Here is a 22,485-nt window from a genome sequence, read left to right as displayed (position 1 = left end):
GAGGTCTTCCTTTGGGCGAGACTTCCCTCTCCGTCGCTGGATCGGCTTCGCCGATCGACGCGACACCTCTCCCGCAAGCGGGAGAGGGTTCTTTTCTCCAGATCCGTCTGTCAGTGTGCGTCGCGACATCAGGGAGTCGCATCATGATCCGTCGTCTTCTGGCCGGCGTCGCCGTCGCCGCCTTCGCCACCTCCGTCCAAGCCCAAACGACCAGCGAGGCCCGGGTGCTGGAGATCCTGAAGACCACGCCCCTGATCGACGGCCACAACGACCTGCCCTGGGCCCTGCGCCAGCAGTACGGAAATGACGTCTACGCCGTTGATCTGACGACCAATCTTGAGGCGACGACCCGGCTCCACACCGACATCGCCCGCCTTCGCGCCGGCGGCGTCGGCGGCCAGTTCTGGTCGGTCTACGTCCCCGCCAGCCTGACCCCGCTCGAGGCGGTCGAGGAGACCTTCGAGCAGATCGACACGGCCAAGCGGATCATCGCCGCCCATCCCGAGGTCTTCGGTCTGGCGACCACGGCGGACCAGGTCGACGCCGTCTTCGCCTCGGGCCGGATCGCCAGCCTGATCGGCATGGAGGGGGGCTATTCCATTGACGACTCCCTGGCCCTGCTGCGCGAGTTCTACCGCGCCGGCGCCCGCTACATGACCTTGACCCACTCCAAGACCACCACCTGGGCCGACAGCGCGACCGACGCCCCCAAATGGGGCGGGCTCAGCCCCTTCGGCGAGGATGTGGTGCGTGAGATGAACCGCCTGGGCATGATGGTGGACCTCAGCCACGTCTCCGAGGACACCATGCTGGACGCCATGCGGGTGTCCGAGGCCCCTGTGATCTTCTCCCACTCCTCGGCGCGGGCGATCACGGCCCACCCCCGCAACGTGCCTGACCGGGTGCTGCGGATGATGCCCGAGGACGGCGGGATCGTGATGATCAACCTGGCCCCCGGCTTCGTCTCCGAACGGGTCCGCGCCTGGAACGCCGACCGCGCGGGCGAGGAGGCGCGGCTGAAGACTCTCAACCCCGGCGATCCGGCCGCCGTGGAGGCCGGACTGGCCGCCTGGACCGCCGCCCATCCGACGCCGGAGGCGACCCTGGCCGACGTCGTCGCCCATATCCAGCATGTGCGTCAGGTCGCCGGGATCGATCACGTCGGCCTGGGCGCCGACTTCGACGGCATCGGCAGCCTGCCCGAGGGCATGACCGGGGTGGACGCCTATCCCCGCATCCTGGCCGCCCTGATGGACGCCGGCTGGACCGAGGCCGACATCCGCAAGATCGCCGGCGAGAACCTGCTGCGCGTCATGCGCGCCGTCGAGGCGACCGCCGCCGCCAAGGCGAATGAACGACCGTCCCTGGCCAAGCCGAGCGCCGGCTAGGTCGTCAGCCCCAGGCTTCGACCGCGCCGCGACGTCGGATCGGCGCCGCGCTGGCCAGCTGGGTCCGCGGCTCGGCCTCGGCCCGGCCGAACAGCCAACCCTGGCCGTATTCGACGCCCAGGGCCTTCAACTGATCGGCGACCTGATCGGTCTCGATCATTTCGGCGATGGTCTCCAGCTTCATCGACCGGCACAGATCGACGAGCCCGCGGATCAGGCCCTGCGTCATGGGATCGCCCAGGCCCCCGACCAGATCGCCGTCGATCTTGACCGCGTCCACCGGCAGTTTGCGGACATAGTCATAGGAGGTCGCGCCGGCGCCGAAGTCGTCGATGCAGACCTTGATGCCCGTCTCGCGCAGGGCGGCCAGGCGTCTGTTCGCCGCCTCCAGATCCGCCAGGGCTGAGGTTTCGGTCACCTCCACGATCAGTCGCTTGCGCTCCTCGGGGGAGCCGGAGGTCATCTTCAGCAGGTTCTCGACATAGGTGTCATCACCCAGCGACGCCCCCGACACATTGATCGCCATCTTCAGCAGGCCGGCGCCGGGCGCCCGCATCCGCTTCAGGACCTTTTCAGCCACGGCCAGGTCGAAGGCCTCGATCAGTTTAAGCTCCTCGGCCATGCGGATGGCTTCGGCCGGACCGTTGGGGGTATTGAACCGCGCCAGGGCCTCGAAATGGTGGACCGCTCGCGACTCCAGCCGGACGATCGGTTGGTAGTGGACCTGGAAGTCTCGAGCCTTGACCACGCCGCGGAACGCCTCGGCGTCGCGGAAGGTCCGCTTCAGCGACTCGGCGAACGCGATCTGAGGATTGGCCAGGCCGCCGTCCTTCAGACATCCCTCGATCGCAAAGCGCATGGCGCGCAGGACGCACAGGCTGTCGGCCCCTTGGGGAAGGGGCGTGGTGAAACTCTCGGCGGCCAGTTCGGCGCCCTCCGCTCGTCCGGCCTCGACCACTTCCGCCGCCAGGTCGCGTTTGTCGGTTTCCGGCCGCAAGAGGGCGAAACGCTCCTGGGTGATCTGGGCGGCGGAGGATCCGTGAACGGCGGCCGACTGAAGCGTGGCCTCGATCCGGCGTTGAACCCGGTCCGCCAGCGCCTCCGGCAGCTGCTCCAGGCCGTGAACGTCCAGGAAGCCGAACGCCAGATCGCGCGAATTGTCGATGATGCGGGGCGCGTCGATCAGGAAGCGTTCGGCGTCGATCAGCGGCGGAACGTCCAGTTCGCCCAGCGGGATGGCCGGACCCTCATAGGCGATGGCGCAGGATATCGCGGGCGCCAGCTGGGGCAGGACGAAGGCGCGGATCGAAGCGCGTCGCACTCGGTCGGCGCCGGCGGTCAGAAGAATCTGCAGGGGCGCGCTGCGGGCGCCCGCCTTGCTGTTCATCAGCGTCTGGAGGACATGATCGCCCTGATGAAGCAGTTCGGTCAGGGGTTTGCCGGTCCACAGGGCGCCGACGTCCTGTCCCGCAGCGGGGCCCGCGCCCAGGGCGAAGCCGACGCGCCCTTGGGCGTCGATTTCCACCAGCGCGTCGGCGGACGCAAAGGCAAGTCCCAAAAGGCGCGTGGTGATCGGCATGGGGCGACTGTGACCCCTGTCGCTTAAAAAACCGGCAACACGGCGGGAACGACGTCCGCAGAATTCAAAAAATGTCGCTTAAGCCTTGCGGTTGAACGCCACCGCGCGTCCGTCGCCCATGGCCGGCCGCCCATCGGCGGCATAGGCGGCGGCCGGCGTTCGGGCGGCTGCGACCTCATGGGCGATGGCCCGCACCAGGCCCTCGGAAATACGGCGGGCGGCCTCAACAGCGCCGGCGTGACGGGCCAGGACGGCGTCGAAGGCGCGGGTGGCCTCGATCAGAGCGGACCGATCAGCCGAAGGCGCGTCGGCCAGAAGGGCGGGGTTGGCCTTCACATGGGCGGAGTCGCGGCGATAGAGGTTGGCCATCTCCTGGGTTTCGGCCAATCCCTTGGCGACCTCCTGGGGGCGCCCCTCTTGGAAGGCGCGCGTCTCGGCCGCCAAACGCTCGGTCAGGCGCCGCGTCAGATCCAGCAGTTGGCGCACGCGCGCCCCGGCCAGTTCAGCGTCGCTCATGGCCGCGCCTCCTGCATCTTCAGCATTTCGTTCATCACCGGCCCGGCTAGGCCGATCCCGCCGGCGGCCACGGTCTTCTTGGCCATTTCGTCCAGCAGAAAACTGCGCCAGGTCGCCTCGCCCTGACCGCCGCCGAACAGGCCGTCGGTCGACAGGCCTTCGAACATCGGTTTCAGCATCTGAGACAGGAAGCTGGCCTCGAAGGCTTCCGCCGTGGCCTTGATCTTCTCACGGCTCGCGCCGGCTGCGGCCGTCGCAGCGGCGGGCAGGGGGCGGATCAGTTCGGCGGGGGCGGACAGGTCCGTCATGCTCACATCACCTCGATCTCGGCCTGCAAGGCGCCGGACGCCTTGATCGCCTGCAGGATGCTGATCATGTCCCTGGGGCTGACCCCCAGGGCGTTCAGGCCGTTCACCAGGGTGGACAGGCTGGTTCCGCCGCCCACCAGCCGCATCTGGGTGCCCAGGTCTTCCTCGACATTGACTTGGGTGCTGGGCACGACCGCCGTCTGTCCCTGGCTGAAGGGGGCGGGCTGGCTGACGAAGGGCTGTTCATCGACCGAGATGGTCAGATTGCCCTGGGCGATGGCCACGCGCGAGATCCGCACCGCATCGCCCATGACGATCACGCCGTTCACCTCGTCGATGATGACCTTGGCGGGTGAATCGACGGTGACGGGCAGGTTTTCCACACGGCTGATGAAGCCGGCCATACCCATTTGTCCGGGCGCCCGCAGGGCCACGACCGTTCCGTTCTCAGCCAGGGCGGTTCCGGGGAAGGCGGCGTTGACGGCGGCGGCGACGCGCTGGGCGGTGGTGAAATCCGGATTGCGCAGATTCAGCCGGACCTCGTTCATATTGGCCATTTCGAAGCCTGTCTCGCGCTCGACAGAGGCGCCCGAGGCGATCCGGCCGGCCGTCGGCACCCCCCGCGTCACCGAAGAACCTGATCCTCCGGAGGCCGAGACGGCGCCCGTCTGGACCGAGCCCTGGGCCACCGCATAGACCTGGCCGTCCGCGCCCTGAAGGCTGGTCACGACCAGAGATCCGCCCAGCAGGCTCTTGGCGTCGCACATGGAGGAGACGTTGACGTCAATGCGCGAACCCGGCGTGGCGAAGGCCGGCAGTTCGGCCGTGACCATGACTGCGGCCATATTCTTGGTGTTGGCGTTTGCGCCGCGGATATTGACCCCGAGCCGCTCGGTCATGCCTTCCAGCGACTGCCGGGTGAAGGGACAGTTGCGCAGCGAATCGCCGGTGCCGTTCAAACCCATGACCATGCCGTAGCCGACCAGTTGGTTGCCGCGAACGCCTTCAACGGCGGCGATGTCCTTGATCCGCGACTGGGCTGCGGCCGCGGACGCGCTGACGCCCAGGGCCAGGACGGCCAAGGGCGTGACGAGGCGGGCGAGCAGATTCTGCATGGGTCGGACGTCTCTGAGGCTTCTTCTGATACCTTATGCCAGGATCGTGCCGTGATCTAAGCTGTTGAAAATATGGTGGTGTGGCGGCTTGCGGGTGGATGGTGAGGGCAGATTCTGCCCAGCTGTTAACCAAACGGTCACTCCGTTCCTCAAGGATGGGATCATGAGCCGGAGCATGCGCGGATGAAGGTCACAGGGACCACGGGCCCCCAAGCCCCGACCAGCGGCAAGTCCGCTCGCTCGGCCAGCGGCTTTTCGCTCGGTCAAGCCGGCGGGGCGTCGGCGCCCACCGCCGCTTCAGCCGCCGCCGCACCGACGAGCGTCGCCGACGTCTCGGCCCTGATGGCTCTCCAAGGCGTGGAGGGGCCGCTGGAAAAACGTCGGCGCGCCATCAAGCGGGGCGTAGGGCTTTTGGACCGGCTCGACGAGATGAAACTGGCTCTGTTGTCCGGCGAGGGCGATCCCGCCTTGTTGGAACGGCTGGCCCGCAATCTGCGCGAAGAGCGCCCCGATGGCGGGGATGCGGGGTTGAACGCCGTGCTGGATCAGATCGACCTGCGCGCCGCTGTGGAACTGGCCAAGGCCGAACTGCGTCGCGGCGAGGCTTGATCGTAAAAGCTTCGGCTTTTCAAGATCGAGGACGGGGCCTTAGCTGGGTTCCTATTTCATCAAGGCGCTCACGGAATCATGATCACGGAATCGCGAACGCCGTTGCCGCGACTCGTCGGGCTGACTATACGGCCCCTACGCCACAGGGGGGCGTGATTAGAGAGCGTGAGTGGGATGAGCGCCTTGGCGTCCGTTGTGTCCGACGAAACCGGTCCTTACCGCCCGTCGGACGACGAGCCGTTCATGAATGAGCGGCAACTGGCTTACTTCAAAAAGAAGCTGCTGGACTGGAAGGATGAAATCCTTCGCGAGTCCAAGGGGACGGTCGTCAACCTGAAGGCGGAGACGGAAAACCATCCCGATCTGGTCGATCGCGCCTCTTCGGAGTCGGATCGCGCCCTGGAATTGCGGACCCGCGATCGGCAGCGCAAGCTGATCTCCAAGATCGACGACGCCCTGCGGCGGATCGAGGACGGCTCCTACGGCTATTGCGAGGACACCGGCGAACCCATTGGCTTGGGTCGTCTGGAGGCTCGCCCCACCGCGACCCTGTCGGTCGAGGCGCAGGAGCGCCACGAACGCCGCGAGCGGGTTCACCGGGACGACTGAAGTTCGAGGGACCCAAGCCTTGACTTCGCGGGGTTGCGGCGCGACCTAGCCGCCTCGCTTTTGAGGTCTAGGTCTTCATGTCCGTCAAGGTTCGTTTCGCCCCGTCGCCGACGGGTAAGCTGCACGTCGGCAATGTCCGCACCGCCCTGGTGAACTGGCTGTTCGCGAAGGGGCAGGGCGGATCCTTCGTGCTGCGGATCGACGACACCGACCTGGCGCGCTCCACGCCGGAGTTCGAGCAGGGGATCGAGAACGATCTGACCTGGCTGGGGCTGACCTGGGACGAGCGCTATAACCAATCCAAGCGCTTCGACCGCTATGAGGAGGCCGCCGCCAGGCTCAAGGCGTCGGGCCGGCTCTATCCCGCCTATGAGACGGCCGACGAACTCGACCGCCGTCGCAAGGTGCAGCTGTCGCGCGGCCTGCCGCCCATCTACGACCGCGCCGCGCTGGACCTTACGGACGCACAGAAGGCGGCCTATGAGGCCGAGGGGCGTCGTCCTCACTGGCGGTTCAAGCTGGAGGGCAAGCGGGTCGCCTGGGAAGACCTGGCGCGCGGCCACGCCGAGGTCGATACCTCCTCCATGTCCGACCCGGTTCTGATCCGCGAGGACGGCCTGTTCCTCTACACCCTGCCGTCTGTGGTGGACGACATCGACATGGCGATCACCCACGTCATTCGCGGCGAAGACCACGTCACCAACACCGGCGCACAGATCGAGATCTTCGAAGCCCTGGGGGCGACGGTTCCCGGCTTCGCCCACATGCCCCTGCTGGTCGGCGCCGACGGCGCGGCCCTGTCGAAACGGTTGGGCTCCCTGTCGATCAGCGACATGCGCGACCAGGGTTACGAGCCGATCGCCATCACCAGCCATCTGGGCCGGATCGGCACCTCCGACCCCTTGGAGGTCGCCGCATCGGTTCAGGCCCTGGGCGAAACCTTCGCCTTCACCAAGATGGGCCGGTCGCCGGCTCGGTATGACACGGCCGATCTGGACCGGCTGAACGCCCAGGCGCTGCACGTCATGGACTATGCTTCGGCTCAACCCCGGCTGCAGGCTCTGGACGCGGATCTAGGCGAGACCTTCTGGTCCGTGGTGCGGGGCAATCTGAACAAGTTCGCCGATGTGGTTGAAATGGCGAAGGTCGTGCGGGGGCCGATCCAGCCCGTCATCGAGGACGCCGCCTTCATCGAGGCCGCCGCCGGCCTGTTGCCCGAGGTCATTGATGAGACGGCCTGGTCCGCTTGGACGAACGCCGTCAAGGCCGAGACGGGCGCCAAGGGCAAGGCCCTGTTCATGCCCTTGCGGCTGGCGCTGACGGGCCAGGCCCATGGGCCGGACATGGCGGCCCTGGCGCCGCTGATCGGTCGCGAGACCATCCAGCGGCGCCTGAAAGGCGAGGCGGCCTAAGCCGCCTCACGCCTGGATCAGGCGTTGCAGGCGGCCAGTTCTTCGGCGCTGAGCGTCTTGCCCTTGTAGGAGAAGGCCGTCACCGGGCCGAACTTCTGCACCACGCGGCGGCAGGCGCGCGTCGCCGGCTGTTCCGTGCCGCCCGAGGCGGTGCAGGCCGAGCCCTCGCAGGACCAGCGCGCGCCGTCGATGATGGTCGGGCGGGCGGGGGCCTTGGCCGCATCCGCCAGGACCAGGCTGGTGGGGGCGGGCGTCTGGGCGACGGCGGGGGCGGCGGCGAAAACGGCGGCGGCGATCAGCAGGACGCGCATGAAAACTCTCCGAAATTGAAGAACGGCGTCGTGCCGTCGGGCGTCAATGTCAGTTTTCGATAAAAACTGTCAAGATGCGCGGCGTCGATTGTGACCGGCGATCACCTATCGGCGATCATAGATACGCGCCCCGTCCATGGGATCCGTCTGAATCTGCTCCAGCGCAGCCTCCACCGTGTCCGCCACCGTCCAGGCGTTCAGGAAATCGGCCGGCGTCATTCCCTCGTCGACGCTGTGACGCATCAGATCGAAAAAGCCGTTCCAGAAGCCGTTTAGGTTCAGGAAGACCACGGGCTTCTGATGGAGATCCAGCCGCTTCCAGGACAGCAGTTCGACCACCTCTTCCAGGGTTCCGATGCCGCCCGGAGCGACCACGAAGGCGTCGGACTGGTCGTACATCAGTTGTTTGCGCTCATGCATGGAAGTCACGACGACCGTCTCGACCTCGTCGAACAGGCGCTCGCGGCTGCGCAGGAAGGCCGGCATGATCCCCAGCACGCGTCCGCCCGCCTCATGGGCTCCGCGCGCCGAGGCGCCCATCAGGCCCACGCCGCCACCGCCATAGACCAGGCGCCATCCCGCCTCGGCCGTCGCCCTGCCAAACTCTCGCGCGGCTTGGACGTAGGTGGGATCGGCCCGATCGGACGAACCGCAGAACAGGCAGACGGAGGGGCCTTCGAAAGGCTGGATCGAAACAGGGGGCAGGGACATGAGGCCTCGAAATGAACGGATGCGCCGTCGGCCATGGCCAAACGGGCGGCGATCGAGCTAACAGACTCTCGGCCGCTGGGCGCCAGCCATATCGTGTCGGAACCAAGGATGAAACGCTGGATCGTCGCCAAGGCGGCCCTATCGACGGCTCTGGTCCTTGTGGCGCCGACCTTGAGCGCCTGTTCGGAAAAGAAGGACGCCGCCGTCGCGTCCGAGCCGGGCGCCCCGGTGGAATCGCCCTGGACGCAGCCGCCGACGGTTGACGCCGCTCGGCGCGAGGGGGGACAGGTGGTGGTTCGAGGCGCGGCGGCGCCCGACGCCCGAGTCGTGCTTCGCGCGGGGGACGGAGCGGCCGTGGCGGTCAGCGCAGACGCCGCCGGCCGGTTCGAACTCCGGGCGCCCTTGACGCCAGGCGACATGCGGCTGAGGCCGGAGGTGCAGATCGGGGAGGACGCCGCGCCCTCGCCCGAGACCTTGGTGCTTCTGCAGGGCGGAGCGGGGCCGATCATCCTGATCGCGGCCGGAGAGCCCACGACCCGGCTGGACGGCCGGGGTCGGTTGGATGCGGTGGATTCCGACGGCGCGGTCCTGATCGTCTCCGGTCGCGCGAACGGACCGCCGCCGGAGGTGACGATCAACGGAAGGCGGGCGCCGGTCCTGAGCCGCACCGGCGGCAGCTGGCGTGCGACGGCCCCCGACGGGGGTGCAGCGTCGATCGTCGTGGACGGCGAACGGTTCGACTATCCCGGCGTCGGTTCTCAGGCGGACTTTCAGTCGCAACGGGCCGGCGACGGATGGCGGCTGACCTGGCCGACCGGACCGAGCGGTCGTCAGACCACATGGCTGCCGGATCGCGGCGGTTAGGACTTCGTTAACCGAAGCGGCGGACAGATGAATCTGTCCCGTTCTGGGACACACCATCACCGAACTTCCATTCAAAGCCCGGCGCCTGCGTCGGGCTCTTTTTTCAGACGGCCAGGTTGTCGATAAGCCGCGTCTTGCCCAGCCAGGCGGCGGCGAGAATGCGCGCGGGGGCGTCGACCACGCCGTCGCGAAAGACCGACAGGTCTTCGGCCCGCCGGACCGCCACATAGTCGATGCGCTCAAAGCCGGCCTTCAGCACGGCGGCATAGGCGTCTCGTTCGACGCCGGGCAGGGGACGCCCCGACGCGGCATCGGCTGCCGCCGCCGCCAGGATGCGGTTGAGCCGGCGGGCCACGGCCAATTCGTCTTGCGACAAATAGGCGTTTCGCGACGACAGGGCCAAGCCGGCCTCGTCCCTCTGGGTCGGAACGGCGACGATGTCGATCGGCAGATCCAGGTCGCGGACGAAGCGCCGGATCACCATCAGCTGCTGATAGTCCTTCTCGCCGAACACGGCCAAGTCCGGCTGAACCTGGTTGAACAGCTTGGTCACCACCAGGGCGACCCCGCCGAACATCTGAGGCCTGAAATCGCCTTCCAGGCCCATCGCCGGACCCGTCACGGCGATGCTGGTGGCGAAGCCTTCGGGGTACATGTCCTCTGGCGCGGGCGCGAACATCAGAGGACAGCCGACGCCGGACAACAGCCGCGCATCCTCCGCCTGCTGGCGTGGATAGCGGGCCAGATCCTCGGTCGGGGCGAACTGGGTCGGATTGACGAAGTTGGAGACCACCACCCGATCGGCGTGCTGAACGGCTTCGCGCACCAGGGCCAGATGGCCGTCATGCAGGGCGCCCATGGTCGGAACCAGGCCCACCGTCAGGCCTTGTCTCTTCCAGTCGCGTACCGCGGCGCGCAGTTCCGCGACGGAACGAACGACGAGGAGCGAAGCGGGCTGGGTCATGGTGAACCGGTTAACCTTGTGCCTTAAGCGTGTCGATGCACCAGACCTCAAGCCCTGGCGACTAGGGTGGTGCTTATGACGCCAGCAGCAGCGACCCGTCCAGTTCTGATCGCCCTCACCCTCGGGCTTGCCGGGTGCGGGGCCGTCGAGGGCGACCGTCATTCCTTCCAGTCCGCCGCCGATCGGATCGCTGCGATCGAGATTCCGATGGACCCGGACGCCCCCAGGCCCGCAGCTGCGCAAAAAACTCGCGCCGAAACTCAGGGTTTGCGGCCTGCAAAATTCTCGCCCGTGAAAATCGCCCTGATGACGCCCTATGAGATGTGGGACGCCCGCGACGCCATGGCGGGGCGGCTTGGCGCGGACGAAAGGCGGACGGAACCCGAGCCTGACCGGGAGCCCGGTCTAAGGGGTGCGGTGACGCGGATGGTCCAACCGGCCGTCCAGCCCGCCATGCGCGCCGCCGCTCCTGCGCTTGTCGAGGCGGTCGATCGTGCCGACAGGCCGGTTCTGCGCCCCGCCGTCATCCGGTCGGAGCCGCGGCCGACCTCGTCGGCGGAGGGTCGACTGATCCAGCTGGGCGCCTTTTCCAGCGAAGCTGCGGCGCGGGCCGCCTGGGCGCGGCTGAGAACCCAGGCGGGTCTGTCCGACTTTTCGCCGCGATTCGAGGACGTCGAGGTCGCCGGTCGTCGTCTGACCCGGCTGCGGGTTGGGCCTATTCCAACCGAGACCGCCAGCGCCCTGTGCGCGGCCGCCCAGGTGGCCGATCCCTGGTGCCGTCGCGCCGGCTGACCGGCGGGCGTCCCTTCCACCAGAGCAAAGTCCACAGATGGCCGTTAACGCCGCGTTGACGTTTGGCCTCTGTGCGCCGAGTCTAAGGCGTCCGAAGGCCGCGCTGCACTGAGTCGCGTCGGCCGCCACAGAGGGTTTCCTCCATGACGCAGCCACACGTGATCGTCCTCGGCAATGAGAAGGGCGGGGCGGGCAAGTCCACCCTGGCGATCCACATCGTCACCGGCCTGCTGCATGCGGGGCGGACGGTGGCGATCATCGATCTGGATCTGCGCCAGCGCTCCATGCAGCGCTTCTTCACCAACCGTCAGGCTTGGCTGGCCGCGAACGGCCAAACGCTGCCCCAGCCGTTCATGCCCGACATGGGCGACGGCAAGGCCTTGGCCAAGGGCGGGACAGATGAGCAGATCGCGGCCTTCGAAAAGGCCTTCGCCGAGGCTGCGGCCGCAGGCGTGGACGCCATATTGATCGACACCCCCGGCGGCGACACGGCGGTGTCCAGCGCCGCCCATGCGCGCGCCGATCAGATCGTGACCCCCATGAACGACAGTTTTGTCGACTTCGACCTGCTGGGCGAGGTGGACCCAGTCTCGCTGGAGCTGCTGAAGCCCTCCATCTATTCCGAAAGCGTCTGGGAGGCCCGCAAGGTTCGGGCGATCACCCAGGGCCGGCAAGCGACCATCGACTGGCTGGTCGTGACGAACCGTCTCGCCGTCGCCGAGGCGCGCAACCGCAAGCGACTGGAAGAGCGGATGAACAAGCTGGCCAAGCGGGTCGGCTTCCGCGTCGGGCCGGGCTTGCGTGATCGGGTCATCTATCGCGAGCTGTTCCCCTTCGGCCTGACGGTTGCAGACCTGTCCAATGAGGTGCGGCCGGTGGCGGTGTCCCTGGCCCATGTCGCGGCCCGCCAGGAGCTGCGCAATCTGATGAAGGCCATGGGTCTGGAACAGGCCCTGGCGCCGCTGGACGTGGCGGCCTGAAAGGCCGGATGACCGCGTGGCTCTGATTGGACTGGCCCTGGCGGCCGTCGCCGTCTGGGCCCTGGTGCGACTGGGACGACAGACGGAAAGACGTGGTCGGGCCCATTGGCGGGTGACGGCGACCCTGCTCGCGTCTGCGCTTCTGGCCGGCGGGGCTTTGGCGGCCTTCAGGGGCGCTTGGCTGTGGGGCGCAGGCCTCGCGGCGGCGGGCCTCTATCTGGTCTGGTCGTCGCGGATGCGGACGCCCGTACGTTCCGAGCCGATCACCGAGGCCGAGGCGCGCGCAGTGCTCGGCGTCCCTCCGGACGCGGACGAGGCGCAGATTCGCGCGGCTTGGAAACACGCCATGAGCCGCGTCCATCCCGACCAAGGCGGCACGGCCGGGTTGGCGATCCGAGTCAATGCGGCGCGGGACCGCCTCCTGAAGAAGAACAGAGGCGCTTGAGACGCGCGATCAGCTGACCAGGCGAAGCGGCGGCGGCGCGTCCAGCAAGGCCTCCAGGCCTTCCCGCCAACTGGGATAGGCCGGTCGCCAGTCCAGTTCGGCCTTGGCCAGGGCGTTCGAGACCCGCTTGGAATCGAGATAGAAGCGGCGCATCGCCTCGCTGACGCTGTCATCGGTCCAATCGACTTCCGGCGGACGGGGCAGGCCCATCCGGTCGGCCGCCCATTCCACCACCATGTTGGCGGGCGAGGGCTCATCGTCGGTCAGATTATAGGCGGCGCCGGGCCTGGGCCGGTCCATGGAGGCGAACAAGGCCGACACCACGTCATCGACATGGATGCGGTTGAACACCTGGCCCGGCTTCCGAACGAGTCTCGCCGTGCCGTCTCTCAGCCGATCGATGACGCTGCGACCGGGGCCGTAAAAACCGGGCAGACGGAAAATCTGGACTGTCAGCCCCATGCCCTGCGCCCCGTCCAGCCAGTCGCGTTCGGCCCGCACTCGACGGGCGCCCTCCAGGCTGGCGGCGTTCAGCGGCCCGTCCTCGAACACCCAGCCGCCGGCTCGGTCGCCATAGACGCTGGTTGAGGAGACATAGCCGATCCAATCGGGCCAGGCCTGGGACGCGACGGGGGCCAAGGCGCGCAGGCCCGGACAGCCGTGGGCGTCCGGCGCCGCTGTGATCAGCACGGCCGTCGCCGACTCCAGCGCGGTCCTGAGGGCGTCGGCGTCCGCAGGGTCGATGGCCGAAACACCCTCAGCCGCGAGGGACCGTCGGCGTTCAGGATCGCGAGAGGTGGCTGTCGCCTGGCCGCCCCGCTTCAAGGCTTCGCGCGCTGCGGCCCGCCCCAGATAGCCGCCGCCGAAGACCAGCAGGGAGGGGGCGGTGACGGGGCGGTTCATCGACAGGCTCAGGCGGTCAGAATGTTGGGCGAACCGGGCGAACTCGCGCACGGCCGCGCTTGGCTTTCCAGCGCCTTGGCGCGGCGTTGGTTCCAGGCCGAGACGCAAGGAATGCGGCTCAGATCGGCCCGCTCGGCGTAGCGCCGGGCGATCTCGGTGACGTCCTGCATCAGACCTTCAGCCAAGGTGATCGGCTTCAGCCCCAGTTCCCGGAACTGGTCGTTGGCGACGACCAGATCGTTTTCGTCGGCCTCTTGGCGGGGGTTGGGCACATTGTGGACTTCGGCGCCGGTCATGTCGGCGACCATCCGGGCCAGGTCGCGCACACGCCGACTCTCGGTCATCTGGTTCAGGATCTTGACCCGATCGCCGCGCTTGGGCGGATTGTTCAGCGCCAGTTCGACGCAGCGCACCGTGTCCTGAATATGGATGAAGGCCCGGGTCTGGCCGCCCGATCCGTGCACCGTCAGCGGATAGCCGACCGCCGCCTGCATCAGGAACCGGTTCAGCACCGTGCCATAGTCGCCGTCGTAGTCGAAGCGATTGATCAGACGTTCGTCCAGCCTGGTCTCGGCCGTTTGGGCGCCCCAGACTATGCCCTGATGCAGGTCTGTGATCCGCAGGCCGTCGTTGCGGGCGTAGAACTGGAACAGCAGGGCGTCCTGAGTCTTGGTCATGTGATAGATGCTGCCGGGGTTCGGCGGGAACAGAATCTCCTGCTCGGCCGGGCCGTTGTCGGTCTCGACCGTCACCTTCAGATAGCCCTCGGGGATGCGCAGGCCCGCAGTGCCGTAGCCATAGACCCCCATGGTGCCCAGGTGGGCCAGATGCACGTCAAGCCCGCTTTCGACGATGGCGGCCAGCAGGTGGTTGGTCGCGTTGATGTTGTTGTCGACCGTGTACAGCTTGTGCCGCGCCGACTTCATCGAATAGGGGGCGGCGCGCTGTTCGGCGAAATGGACCACGCTGTCGGGCGTCAGGTCGCGGATCAGGGCCACCAGACGGTCGAACTCCTTGCCCACAGTCATGTTGACGAAGCCGATGTCGCGGCCCGACACCTCTTTCCAGGCCTTGATCCGCTCGCCCATGGTGCGGATCGGCGTCAGCGACTGGACCTCCAGCTCATTGTCGATATTCCGCCGGCTCAGATTGTCGACGATGGTCACGTCCCAGCCCTGGGCCGAGAGATGCAGGGCCGTCGGCCAGCCGCAGAAGCCGTCGCCGCCTAGAACCAGAACCCGCATGGGAGAAAGCCTCATCGTCGCCTTAAAGAGCCTGCCTAGCCCACCCGAGGGCTGTCGGCAAAGCGGAGCCGTGGCCCAAGGTGCGACGCTTTGTCGAAAACCCCTTGGAAAGGGACGGCGCACACGCTAAGTCTCTCTCGTCTCCCACTCAAACGCAGCTTTACGGGTTTTCGCCCGGCTGTTCGCGGCTTGAGCCGGCCATGACGGTCGGTCCCCACAGGGCCGGCGCACCATGCGGGCGACAAGGCATTCCGACAGATCGACAATCGGGGATCGGCCCCGAGCGAAACGGAACCACGAAACGGACGGACCCGGCCCGACGGCTTGGCTCCATCCCTGCACACGGTAGCGCGAATGAGAGATTTCAAGGGCATGAAGCGTCAGCGCGGACGCAATCGGAACAAGGCGGGCGCCAATAACGCCAACAACGCCAATCCGAATCGTTCGTGGGATTCGCAAGGGCCCGAAAACATCAAGGTCCGCGGCAACGCCCAGACCGTTTATGAGCGCTATCAGCAGCTGGCCCGTGACGCGGCGTCCAGCGGCGACCGGGTGTTGGCCGAGAACTACCAACAGCACGCCGAACACTATTACCGGGTTCTGCGCGCGCTTCAGCCCCAACGCTCCTTCTCCGACATCGCCGCGCGCGAACTGTCGAACCAGGGCTTTGACATCGATTTCGAAGACGAATCCGGCGCCCAGGCCGCAGCCTTCATGGCGGCGCAGCAGGCGGCGGATCGCCAGGCTCAGGAAGCGGCGGAGCGCGCGGAGCAGTCCCAAAACCGCGACCAGAACCGGGATCAAAACCGGGAGCGCGACTACAATCGCGACCGCGACCGCGACCAGAACCGCGACCGCGACGGCCAGTCATCGCGTGACGACGGCGAGATGCGCGCTGAGGGCGAAGGCGGCGGTCGCCGCGAAACCCGCCGTGAGCGCTGGGAGCGGCGTCGCGAGGAGCGTCAGCGCCGATTCGACACCCAGGGCGAAGGCCAGTCGGGCGAAGGCCGCCCGATCGAAGCGGTCGCCGATGACGCCGCCGCCGCGACCCAGACCGAGTCGGTGGCTCCGGTCTCGGATCAGAGCGACGTCCCTCAGACGGACGAGCGGCCGGCGCGCCGGTCGCGCCGTCCCGCCGTTGCAGCCGAAACGGGCGATGATGAGACTCCGACGGCTCTGCCCGGCTTTCTGACCCGCTCGTCCGCCCCCGCTCCGACGGTCGAGGAGGGCGAGCCGGCCCCGCGCCGCCGCGCGCCCCGCCGCAAGGCCGAGGCTGCGGCCGAGAGCGAAGGCTGATCCCCCGCCAAGCCGTGATCTGCGGCTGCGGTCTTGACGCGGGCCGCCGACCAAGGGCCTAAAAGACCGACTTCGCCGCAAGGTCCGTCCCCTCGGACGCCTTTTCACAGGGAAGCGTTGATGCGCCAGATACGTCCGCCTTGTCCCTCGCTTAGACGCCTGGCCTCAGGGGCCGGGCCGAAGGGCGGTCTGGCTCTGGCGGGCCTTCTCGCTCTGGCGGCCTGCGCCTCCACCCCGCCGCCGCCTCCGCCCCCGCCGCCGCCCTCTTCCGTAACGGGCGGGGTTCTGATGGACTGGCGCGGCGTCATCACCTCGACCGATCGGGATCGCTATCAGCGTCGTGACGCCGCCTGGGATCTGGCCCTGCAACAGGCGCGACGCCAGCGCGGTTCGGGCGATTTGAACAGTCTGGGCGATCTGATCGATCCGTCCGCCGCACGCCCCGGCGTGACCCCGCCGACCGGCGACTACCGCTGCCGCACCGTGAAACTGGGCTCCCAGGGCGGCGAGGACGGACTGGGCTATGTGGTTTACGGCTGGTTCGCCTGTCGCATCGAACAGACGCCGCGCGGTCTGAAGTTCACCAAATTGACCGGCTCCCAGAGGCCTTCGGGCCTCCTGTTCCCCGAGAACGACCGGCACATGCTGTTGCTGGGGTCCATGGCCCTGGCCCAGGAACCGGCCGCCAACTCCTATGGCCGCAACAGTGATCGCGATCTGGTCGCCGTTCTGGAACGGATCGGCGAGGCGCGCTGGCGTCTGGTGCTGCCGTGGCCGCAGTATGAGTCGAACCTGGACCTGATCGAACTGGTTCCGGCCAAGACCGACTGAACCGCGCGGCGGCTTGACCGTTCGTCTCCTGAACCGATGGAGACGCCGATCATGCGCCGCACCCCGACCTTCTTTGCGCCCTTGCTTCTCGGCTTCGCGGTGTCCGCCTGCGGTGAGAACAGTCCGGGCAGCCGCGCCGAAACCTCGCCGGCCGTCAGCGCGCCCGCCAAAGGCGTCCCCCCGCGCGTCGCGCCGCCCGCGACAGCCGCCGCCGCAGCCGCACCTTCCGCAGCTCAAGGCGGGCTTCAAGGCGGAAGCGACGATTGGCGTCAGGTCGCCTCGGCGGCCGACGCCAGCCTGCTCGGTCGGTTGGACCAGGCCTGGCGTATGGCCCGCGCCGAGGCCGAGGCCGCCGGCTTCGCCTCTGAGGTCGAGGCCCTGGGGCCATTGGTCGACCCCAACGCCGCCTTGCCGGACCGCCTCCAACCGCCGCCTGGAACCTATCGGTGCCGCACGATCAAGCTGGGGCGGCGCGGGGAGGGAACCGGTCTGGCCTATGTCGACTATCCCTGGTTCGCCTGTTCGGTGGAGACGACCCCCGGCGGGGATCTGGTTCTGACCAAGACGACGGGGTCGCAGCGGACTCAGGGCCTGCTCTATCCCGACACGGATCGTCGCCTCGTCTATATCGGCGCCCAGGCCCTCAGCGACGCCGAGACCGGCTTTCCCGCCTATGGCGATCGTCCGGAACGCGATCAGGTGGGCGTTCTGGAGCGAATCGGCCAGAGCCGCTGGCGGCTTGTCCTCCCTTGGCCGAAGCAGGAAGCCAAGCTGGAGCTGCTGGAAATCAGGACCTGAAGTCCGCAGGAGGGGCTTCAGGTCTCTGGGGTCAACGATTGCCGGTTGAACGCGAAATAGCGGCCCGCATGCCCTCGGCGTGCAGGGCGCCCGAGGGGGCGATCTTGGTGTTTGGAGTTTCGCTCGGTCCTTGATCCGCCGTGCGGTCCTCGGGGCCGGTCCAAGTCGGGTTCTCAGCCTTGCGCCGGACTGCGTCGCGAAGATTGTCGGTCGCCCTCTTGGTCTCTCCGTCGCCCTCGCTCCGACGGGCGTCCATCGCTTCGGCGACGCGCGCGATCGCCTCCGTCAGCAGCGCCTTCTTCTCTCGCGCGCCGGTGTCGGCCCCGGCGGTTTCGCCTCGCGCTTGAGCCGAACGGGCGCGGGTGCGGATTTGGCGCTGCGCCTTGTCTCGGCGCGCCCGCAGCCTACCGATCAATTCCCGCAGTTCTGCCGGCGACCGCTCGTCCAGGGCCTGGCTTTGCCGGACCATGTCCGCTTCTTCGCGGTCTAGCGCGCGGGGCGTTTCTGAATTCGACATGGCTGTCCTCCTTTGGGTTGATGGAAGGACAGCGTTTGCTGGTTCTAGGCGTTCCGCCCTTGCGCGCCTAGGTCACAGGCCGAACGTTCAAATCCGCGTCAGTCTCAAATCCTGGTAATCGTAGGAGAAGTCGATGTCCGGCGAGACGCCCTTCATCGTCGCCGTGGCGGGTTTGGCGGTCTGGATGTCGAAAGTCACAAAGGCGTCTTCCTCCCGCTTGTCCGGGAAGCGGGTGCGGAAGGTCTCGCCGTCATAGGGTTCTAACCAGCCTTGCAGGGCCGGGGTGTGGGTGAAGGTCAGCCACAAGCCCGGCTTGCGGTCGCGCCCCCGCCCTCGGGTCTTGGGCGCGATGACGATGTCGCCATACCAGGGATCCCGCCAAGTTCCGGCATAGGCGTCCAGAGGCATGGAGGGCGGCGCGCCCGCCGCCTGTTTGGCGTCGATCTCGGCGGCGGCCGCGACGGACTTGGCGTTGCCCTCGGCCTCCAGTCGCTTGGAATCGGCGATCCAGTCCTTGTCGATCTTGCCCATGCAGATGTCGGCGATGCCTGAGCGAAGAGCCCGCAGCAGGAAGCTCTCTTCCGCGTTGGAGAAGATGCTGAACCCAACCTTGCGGCCGGGGATCAGAACGGTCGCGGAAATGCCGCCGGGCGATCCGCCGCCGTGGCTGATCAGCCGTTCGCCGCGATAGTCCTGAACCTGCAGGCCCAAGGCGTAGGTCGAGGCGATGGAGCGGTTGGGCAATTCCGCCGTCGGGCCCGGCGAGTTGCCGACGATGATGTTGGGGCGATACATTTCCCTGGCGGACTCTTCGGAGAACAGGCGCGTCCCGTCGGGCAGCCGCCCGTCGTTCAGGCGCACTGCGATCCATTTGGCCCAGTCGGCCGGGGTGGTGCAGATTCCGCCGGCTGCGGCGGCCGAGTCCCAATTCCAGACCTCCACGATCGAATCCGCGATCGGAGTCATGGCGCCCTGATAGCGCAGCGGCGGCCCGACCCGGCCGTGGGGCAGGGCGGACTTGGCCGGGTCAGCCAGGCGCGCCAGGGGCACGGTCTCGCTCATGCCGACGCGGTCCAGAATCCGCGTCTGGATGAAGTCTTCCCAGGTCTGGCCCGAGACGGCCTCGATCACCGCCCCCGCGACCACGAACATCAGATTGCAATAATGGTATCGAGCGCGGAACCCGTCCTCGATCGGCACGAAGGCGGCCTGGGCCAAGACCTCGGCGCGGGTCCGGTCGCTGTTGGGCCAGAACAGCAGATCGCCGGCGCCCAGGCCGAAACCGGCGCGGTGGCTCAAGGTGTCGCGAACCGTGATGTGGTCGGTGATGTAAGGATCGACCAGCCGGAAATCGGGCAGATAGGTCTTGATCGGCGCGTCCCATTTGACCTTGCCCTCATCGACCAGAATGGCGAGGGCGGCGGCGGTGACGTTCTTGGTGTTGGAGGCGATGGCGAACAGGGTGTGTTCATCGGCGACGGCCGGCTTGCCCTGAACCTTCACCCCATAGCCGCGGGTCAGCACGGCGGCGCCGTCCTTGACCACGGCGATTCCCAATGCGGGCTGGTCGGGCCAGGCGGCCATCGCCTTCTTCACATAGGCGTCGACCGCCTCGGCCAGGGCCGTATCGTCGTTGGCGGCGTTCCAGGCCAGGGCCGGGCGGGCCGCGACGCTCAGCGGGAGGGCGCCGGCCAGGGCGCGACGACGGGTCAGGTTCAGGGGCAAGGCGCGGGCTCCAACTCTCGATGCGGCGACACGCTAACGCGCCGCTTCGCGCGCGTCACCCATCGCTTTCGGAGCAAGGATGACGAAGGTGTAATGGACCTGTCCAAGATGTAACTTTGCATTGCAAAGCAGGCTCGATACGCAACGATTATCGATAAGCGTCGGAAGCCGTCCGCCGCACCTTCAGGATCATCGGGGATGACGTCGTCCAAACTCGTTCTGCTGCTCGGCGCGGCCTGGGCCGTGCTGCCCGCCGCCGCCCTGGCCCAAGCGCAAACGCCGGAGCCGTCGCAGACGCCCGCGCCTGCTCAGCAGAGACCGGCCCAGACGCCGGCCGGGCAGGCGCCGGCCGCCTCTGACAAACCGGCGACGGTCGGCGACGTCACGGTGACGGCGCGCGCCGACGACGTCCGCACCTCGATCGATTCCGTCAGCTACAGCCTGGCCAATGATCTGCAGGCGACCTCCGGCAGCCTGGCCGACGCCCTGCGCAACGTGCCCTCGGTCGATGTGGACTCGGAGGGCAATGTCTCCCTGCGCGGCGACGCCAATGTCACCATACTGGTCGACGGTCGCCCGTCCGGCATTCTGACCGGCCCCGGTCGCGGGCAGGCGCTGATCCAACTGCCCGCCAGCCAATATGCGCGGATCGAGGTGATGACCAATCCCTCGGCCGCCTACAGCCCCGAGGGGTCGGGCGGAGTCATCAATCTGATCACCAAGCCGACGGCGCCCAAGCCGGGCACGCAATCCACCGGCTCGGTGCGGGCGAATGTCGGCGACAACGGCCGCTGGAACGCCGGCCTCAGCGGATCGTGGCAGAAGGACCGGCTGACCCTGTCGGGCGACGTCAGCTATCGGTCCGATCCGACGGAGCTGAGCTTTACCCGGACGCGCGAGCAACTGGACCCGACGACCGGCGCCGTGGTTTCGACCACCACCGTCGATCAGCCGATCGAGTCCGAGCAGAACGGCGCCTTCGGCCGCTTCACCGCCGAATACAAGCTGGACGACAAGACCCAGATCACCGGCGAACTGCGCGGCGTGGCCTTCGACGGCACGGGCTCGGCCTCCAGCCTGTTCGAAACACGCAACGCGGGCGGGGCGGTGACGAACGCCTATCGGCGCGAGGGATCGTCGGACTTTGACTTCGCCAACTGGGGCGCCACGGCCCGGGTGCTGCGCCGCTTCGACGGCGACGGCCATGAATGGTCCAACGAACTGCGCTACGATTCCAACAGCAATGAAAACACCAGCCAGGCCCTGACCACCTTCCTGACGCCGGCGGCGGCGGCCCTGTACGAGCGCACTCGGACTGAGGTCGATCAGGTCACCTGGGGCTTCACCAGCGCCTATACCCGCCCGATGTCGGACGGCGGCAAGCTGCGCCTGGGCTATGAGCTGAACCTTCAGCGGCCCGAGCAGGACGCCGGCTTCCTGCGTGGCCCGTCCGAGGCCGCCTTGACGCCCGTCCCGGCCCTGAACAACCGGTTCGAGGCCGAGCAGACGGTGCACGCCCTCTACACCACCTACGAACGTCCTTTGGGCGAGAAGCTGTCGGCTCAGCTGGGCCTGCGCCTGGAACAGGCGGACATAGAGATCAAGGATCTGACCGGCGGCGCCTCGGCGTCCCAGGACTATTTCCGCGCCTATCCGACGGCCCATCTGCAATATCAGCTGTCGGCCGAACAGACCCTGCGCGCCAGCTATTCGCGCCGCATCCAGCGGCCCCAGCCCGGCCAGCTAAACCCCTTCGTCGCCTATCAGGACCCGTTGAACGTCCGGTCCGGCAATCCGGACCTGGAGCCGCAGGAGACCGACAGCTTCGAAGCCATGTGGCAGATGCGCAAGGGCCAGAGCTTCTATCAGGCGACGGCCTATCTGCGGAACACCGACAAGGCCTTTACCGACGTGGCGACCGACATCGGCGGCGGCGTCTTCCTGACCCGGCCCGAAAACCTGGGCTCGCGCCAGGACGTGGGGGTCGAGGCGACGGCGAATGGGCGGCTGCTGTCGACCCTGCGCTACAGCGCCGGGGTCAATGTCTTCCGTCAGGAGATCGACTCGGGCGCCGTGGTCGGCGGCGGAGACCGCGAGGCGACACTGGCCAGCGGGCGTCTGAGCCTGAACTGGCAGCCGACGGCCAAGGACTTCGTCCAACTGTCCAGCTTCTGGCAGGGCGACAGCCTCTTGGCCCAGGGGCGGCGCGAGGCCGGCGGCATGGTCAATCTCGGCTATCGCCGCAAGCTGAACGAGCAGCTGTCGTTCAACTTCACCGCGCGCGACCTGTTCAACACCTTCAACACCACGACGATCTATGAGACGCCGCAGTTCCGCGAACGCTCGGAGCAGGACATCAAGCTGCGGGCCTTCTACATCGGCCTGACCTGGAACTTCGGCGGGCCGCGCCGCCAGCCGGAACAGTTCGACTTCTCGACCGGCCCGACCGGCGGCTGAGACATGACGGCGAAGCGCGGGCGGGGTGAAATCTCCCGCCCGCCACCCCTTGTGTGCCCGACGGGTCACACCATCTGGATTTCACAGACCCGTGTCGTCGCTTCCTGAAAG

23 protein-coding genes are annotated in these 22,485 nt (G+C 67.6%); 12 read left to right on the top strand and 11 right to left on the bottom strand.

Annotated features, from left to right (window positions below):
- Positions 1 to 143 precede the first annotated feature (143 nt).
- Positions 144 to 1,388: a dipeptidase gene (locus GGQ93_RS00685; RefSeq protein ID WP_183214817.1), complete on the top strand. Its 1,245-nt coding sequence runs from the start codon at positions 144 to 146 to the stop codon at positions 1,386 to 1,388.
- Between the two features lie 4 nt (positions 1,389 to 1,392).
- Here GGQ93_RS00685 and GGQ93_RS00680 read toward each other — a convergent pair whose 3' ends face one another.
- From GGQ93_RS00680 to GGQ93_RS00665, 4 genes are all read right to left on the bottom strand, one after another.
- Positions 1,393 to 2,967, bottom strand: coding sequence for an EAL domain-containing protein (locus GGQ93_RS00680; protein WP_183214816.1), 1,575 nt, complete (start codon positions 2,965 to 2,967; stop codon positions 1,393 to 1,395).
- Between the two features lie 78 nt (positions 2,968 to 3,045).
- Entirely contained in the window at positions 3,046 to 3,483 is a 438-nt protein-coding gene (locus GGQ93_RS00675) for a flagellar basal-body protein FlbY (RefSeq protein ID WP_183214815.1), read from the bottom strand.
- Positions 3,480 to 3,791, bottom strand: a complete 312-nt coding sequence (locus GGQ93_RS00670; protein ID WP_054766216.1) for a rod-binding protein — start codon at positions 3,789 to 3,791, stop codon at positions 3,480 to 3,482. Before GGQ93_RS00670 ends, GGQ93_RS00675 begins: the two co-directional genes overlap by 4 nt.
- Positions 3,792 to 3,793: 2 nt before the next feature.
- Positions 3,794 to 4,906, bottom strand: a complete 1,113-nt coding sequence (locus GGQ93_RS00665; protein WP_054766215.1) for a flagellar basal body P-ring protein FlgI — start codon at positions 4,904 to 4,906, stop codon at positions 3,794 to 3,796.
- A 183-nt stretch (positions 4,907 to 5,089) separates the two neighbouring features.
- On the opposite strand from GGQ93_RS00665, the gene GGQ93_RS00660 reads away from it, so the two are divergent.
- From GGQ93_RS00660 to gltX, 3 genes are all read left to right on the top strand, one after another.
- Positions 5,090 to 5,515, top strand: a complete 426-nt coding sequence (locus tag GGQ93_RS00660; RefSeq protein ID WP_183214814.1) for a flagellar assembly protein FliX — start codon at positions 5,090 to 5,092, stop codon at positions 5,513 to 5,515.
- Positions 5,516 to 5,689: 174 nt separating this feature from the next.
- Entirely contained in the window at positions 5,690 to 6,124 is a 435-nt protein-coding gene (dksA, locus tag GGQ93_RS00655; protein ID WP_054766213.1) for an RNA polymerase-binding protein DksA, read from the top strand.
- 77 nt (positions 6,125 to 6,201) lie between these two features.
- Positions 6,202 to 7,536, top strand: coding sequence for a glutamate--tRNA ligase (gene gltX / locus GGQ93_RS00650; protein ID WP_183214813.1), 1,335 nt, complete (start codon positions 6,202 to 6,204; stop codon positions 7,534 to 7,536).
- A 17-nt stretch (positions 7,537 to 7,553) separates the two neighbouring features.
- Here the strand turns inward: gltX and GGQ93_RS00645 are convergent, their stop codons facing one another.
- Both GGQ93_RS00645 and GGQ93_RS00640 read right to left on the bottom strand, forming a co-directional pair.
- Positions 7,554 to 7,847 carry a DUF8200 family protein gene (locus tag GGQ93_RS00645; RefSeq protein ID WP_054766211.1) on the bottom strand — a complete coding sequence of 98 codons (294 nt, stop codon included), beginning with the start codon at positions 7,845 to 7,847 and terminating at the stop codon, positions 7,554 to 7,556.
- A 105-nt stretch (positions 7,848 to 7,952) separates the two neighbouring features.
- Positions 7,953 to 8,558: an LOG family protein gene (locus tag GGQ93_RS00640; protein ID WP_152950680.1), complete on the bottom strand. Its 606-nt coding sequence runs from the start codon at positions 8,556 to 8,558 to the stop codon at positions 7,953 to 7,955.
- A gap of 108 nt (positions 8,559 to 8,666) precedes the next feature.
- On the opposite strand from GGQ93_RS00640, the gene GGQ93_RS00635 reads away from it, so the two are divergent.
- Positions 8,667 to 9,422, top strand: a complete 756-nt coding sequence (locus GGQ93_RS00635) for a hypothetical protein (RefSeq protein ID WP_183214812.1) — start codon at positions 8,667 to 8,669, stop codon at positions 9,420 to 9,422.
- Between the two features lie 103 nt (positions 9,423 to 9,525).
- Here GGQ93_RS00635 and panC read toward each other — a convergent pair whose 3' ends face one another.
- Positions 9,526 to 10,386 carry a pantoate--beta-alanine ligase gene (panC, locus tag GGQ93_RS00630; RefSeq protein ID WP_183214811.1) on the bottom strand — a complete coding sequence of 287 codons (861 nt, stop codon included), beginning with the start codon at positions 10,384 to 10,386 and terminating at the stop codon, positions 9,526 to 9,528.
- Positions 10,387 to 10,677: 291 nt separating this feature from the next.
- On the opposite strand from panC, the gene GGQ93_RS00625 reads away from it, so the two are divergent.
- From GGQ93_RS00625 to GGQ93_RS00615, 3 genes are all read left to right on the top strand, one after another.
- Entirely contained in the window at positions 10,678 to 11,178 is a 501-nt protein-coding gene (locus GGQ93_RS00625; protein ID WP_183214810.1) for an SPOR domain-containing protein, read from the top strand.
- Between the two features lie 143 nt (positions 11,179 to 11,321).
- Positions 11,322 to 12,158 carry a division plane positioning ATPase MipZ gene (locus GGQ93_RS00620; RefSeq protein ID WP_054766206.1) on the top strand — a complete coding sequence of 279 codons (837 nt, stop codon included), beginning with the start codon at positions 11,322 to 11,324 and terminating at the stop codon, positions 12,156 to 12,158.
- A 16-nt stretch (positions 12,159 to 12,174) separates the two neighbouring features.
- Positions 12,175 to 12,603, top strand: coding sequence for a J domain-containing protein (locus GGQ93_RS00615; RefSeq protein ID WP_082382722.1), 429 nt, complete (start codon positions 12,175 to 12,177; stop codon positions 12,601 to 12,603).
- Between the two features lie 9 nt (positions 12,604 to 12,612).
- Here the strand turns inward: GGQ93_RS00615 and GGQ93_RS00610 are convergent, their stop codons facing one another.
- A complete protein-coding gene (locus GGQ93_RS00610) occupies positions 12,613 to 13,506 on the bottom strand; it encodes an SDR family oxidoreductase (RefSeq protein ID WP_183214809.1) in 894 nt (297 codons plus the stop codon).
- An 8-nt stretch (positions 13,507 to 13,514) separates the two neighbouring features.
- Positions 13,515 to 14,765 carry an NAD-dependent epimerase/dehydratase family protein gene (locus GGQ93_RS00605; RefSeq protein WP_224764411.1) on the bottom strand — a complete coding sequence of 417 codons (1,251 nt, stop codon included), beginning with the start codon at positions 14,763 to 14,765 and terminating at the stop codon, positions 13,515 to 13,517.
- A 339-nt stretch (positions 14,766 to 15,104) separates the two neighbouring features.
- On the opposite strand from GGQ93_RS00605, the gene GGQ93_RS00600 reads away from it, so the two are divergent.
- The 3 genes from GGQ93_RS00600 (at position 15,105) to GGQ93_RS00590 (ending at position 17,675) form a co-directional block, all read left to right on the top strand.
- Positions 15,105 to 16,046 (top strand): DUF4167 domain-containing protein, encoded by a 942-nt coding sequence (locus GGQ93_RS00600; protein WP_183214808.1) that lies wholly within the window; start codon positions 15,105 to 15,107, stop codon positions 16,044 to 16,046.
- 120 nt (positions 16,047 to 16,166) lie between these two features.
- The gene (locus GGQ93_RS00595) at positions 16,167 to 16,877 is read left to right on the top strand and encodes a DUF4893 domain-containing protein (protein ID WP_152950675.1); all 711 of its coding nucleotides are present in this window, start codon (positions 16,167 to 16,169) and stop codon (positions 16,875 to 16,877) included.
- 51 nt (positions 16,878 to 16,928) lie between these two features.
- Entirely contained in the window at positions 16,929 to 17,675 is a 747-nt protein-coding gene (locus GGQ93_RS00590) for a DUF4893 domain-containing protein (protein WP_183214807.1), read from the top strand.
- A 31-nt stretch (positions 17,676 to 17,706) separates the two neighbouring features.
- Here GGQ93_RS00590 and GGQ93_RS00585 read toward each other — a convergent pair whose 3' ends face one another.
- Entirely contained in the window at positions 17,707 to 18,192 is a 486-nt protein-coding gene (locus tag GGQ93_RS00585) for a hypothetical protein (RefSeq protein ID WP_183214806.1), read from the bottom strand.
- Between the two features lie 87 nt (positions 18,193 to 18,279).
- A complete protein-coding gene (locus GGQ93_RS00580; RefSeq protein ID WP_182714810.1) occupies positions 18,280 to 19,917 on the bottom strand; it encodes a serine hydrolase in 1,638 nt (545 codons plus the stop codon).
- Positions 19,918 to 20,115: 198 nt separating this feature from the next.
- On the opposite strand from GGQ93_RS00580, the gene GGQ93_RS00575 reads away from it, so the two are divergent.
- Positions 20,116 to 22,374 carry a TonB-dependent receptor domain-containing protein gene (locus tag GGQ93_RS00575; RefSeq protein WP_183214805.1) on the top strand — a complete coding sequence of 753 codons (2,259 nt, stop codon included), beginning with the start codon at positions 20,116 to 20,118 and terminating at the stop codon, positions 22,372 to 22,374.
- The last annotated feature ends 111 nt before the right edge of the window (positions 22,375 to 22,485 follow it).

The sequence above is a fragment of the Brevundimonas aurantiaca genome (assembly GCF_014199955.1).
In the GTDB taxonomy this organism is placed as follows: domain Bacteria; phylum Pseudomonadota; class Alphaproteobacteria; order Caulobacterales; family Caulobacteraceae; genus Brevundimonas; species Brevundimonas aurantiaca.
This window is presented reverse-complemented; position numbering and strand designations above follow the sequence as displayed.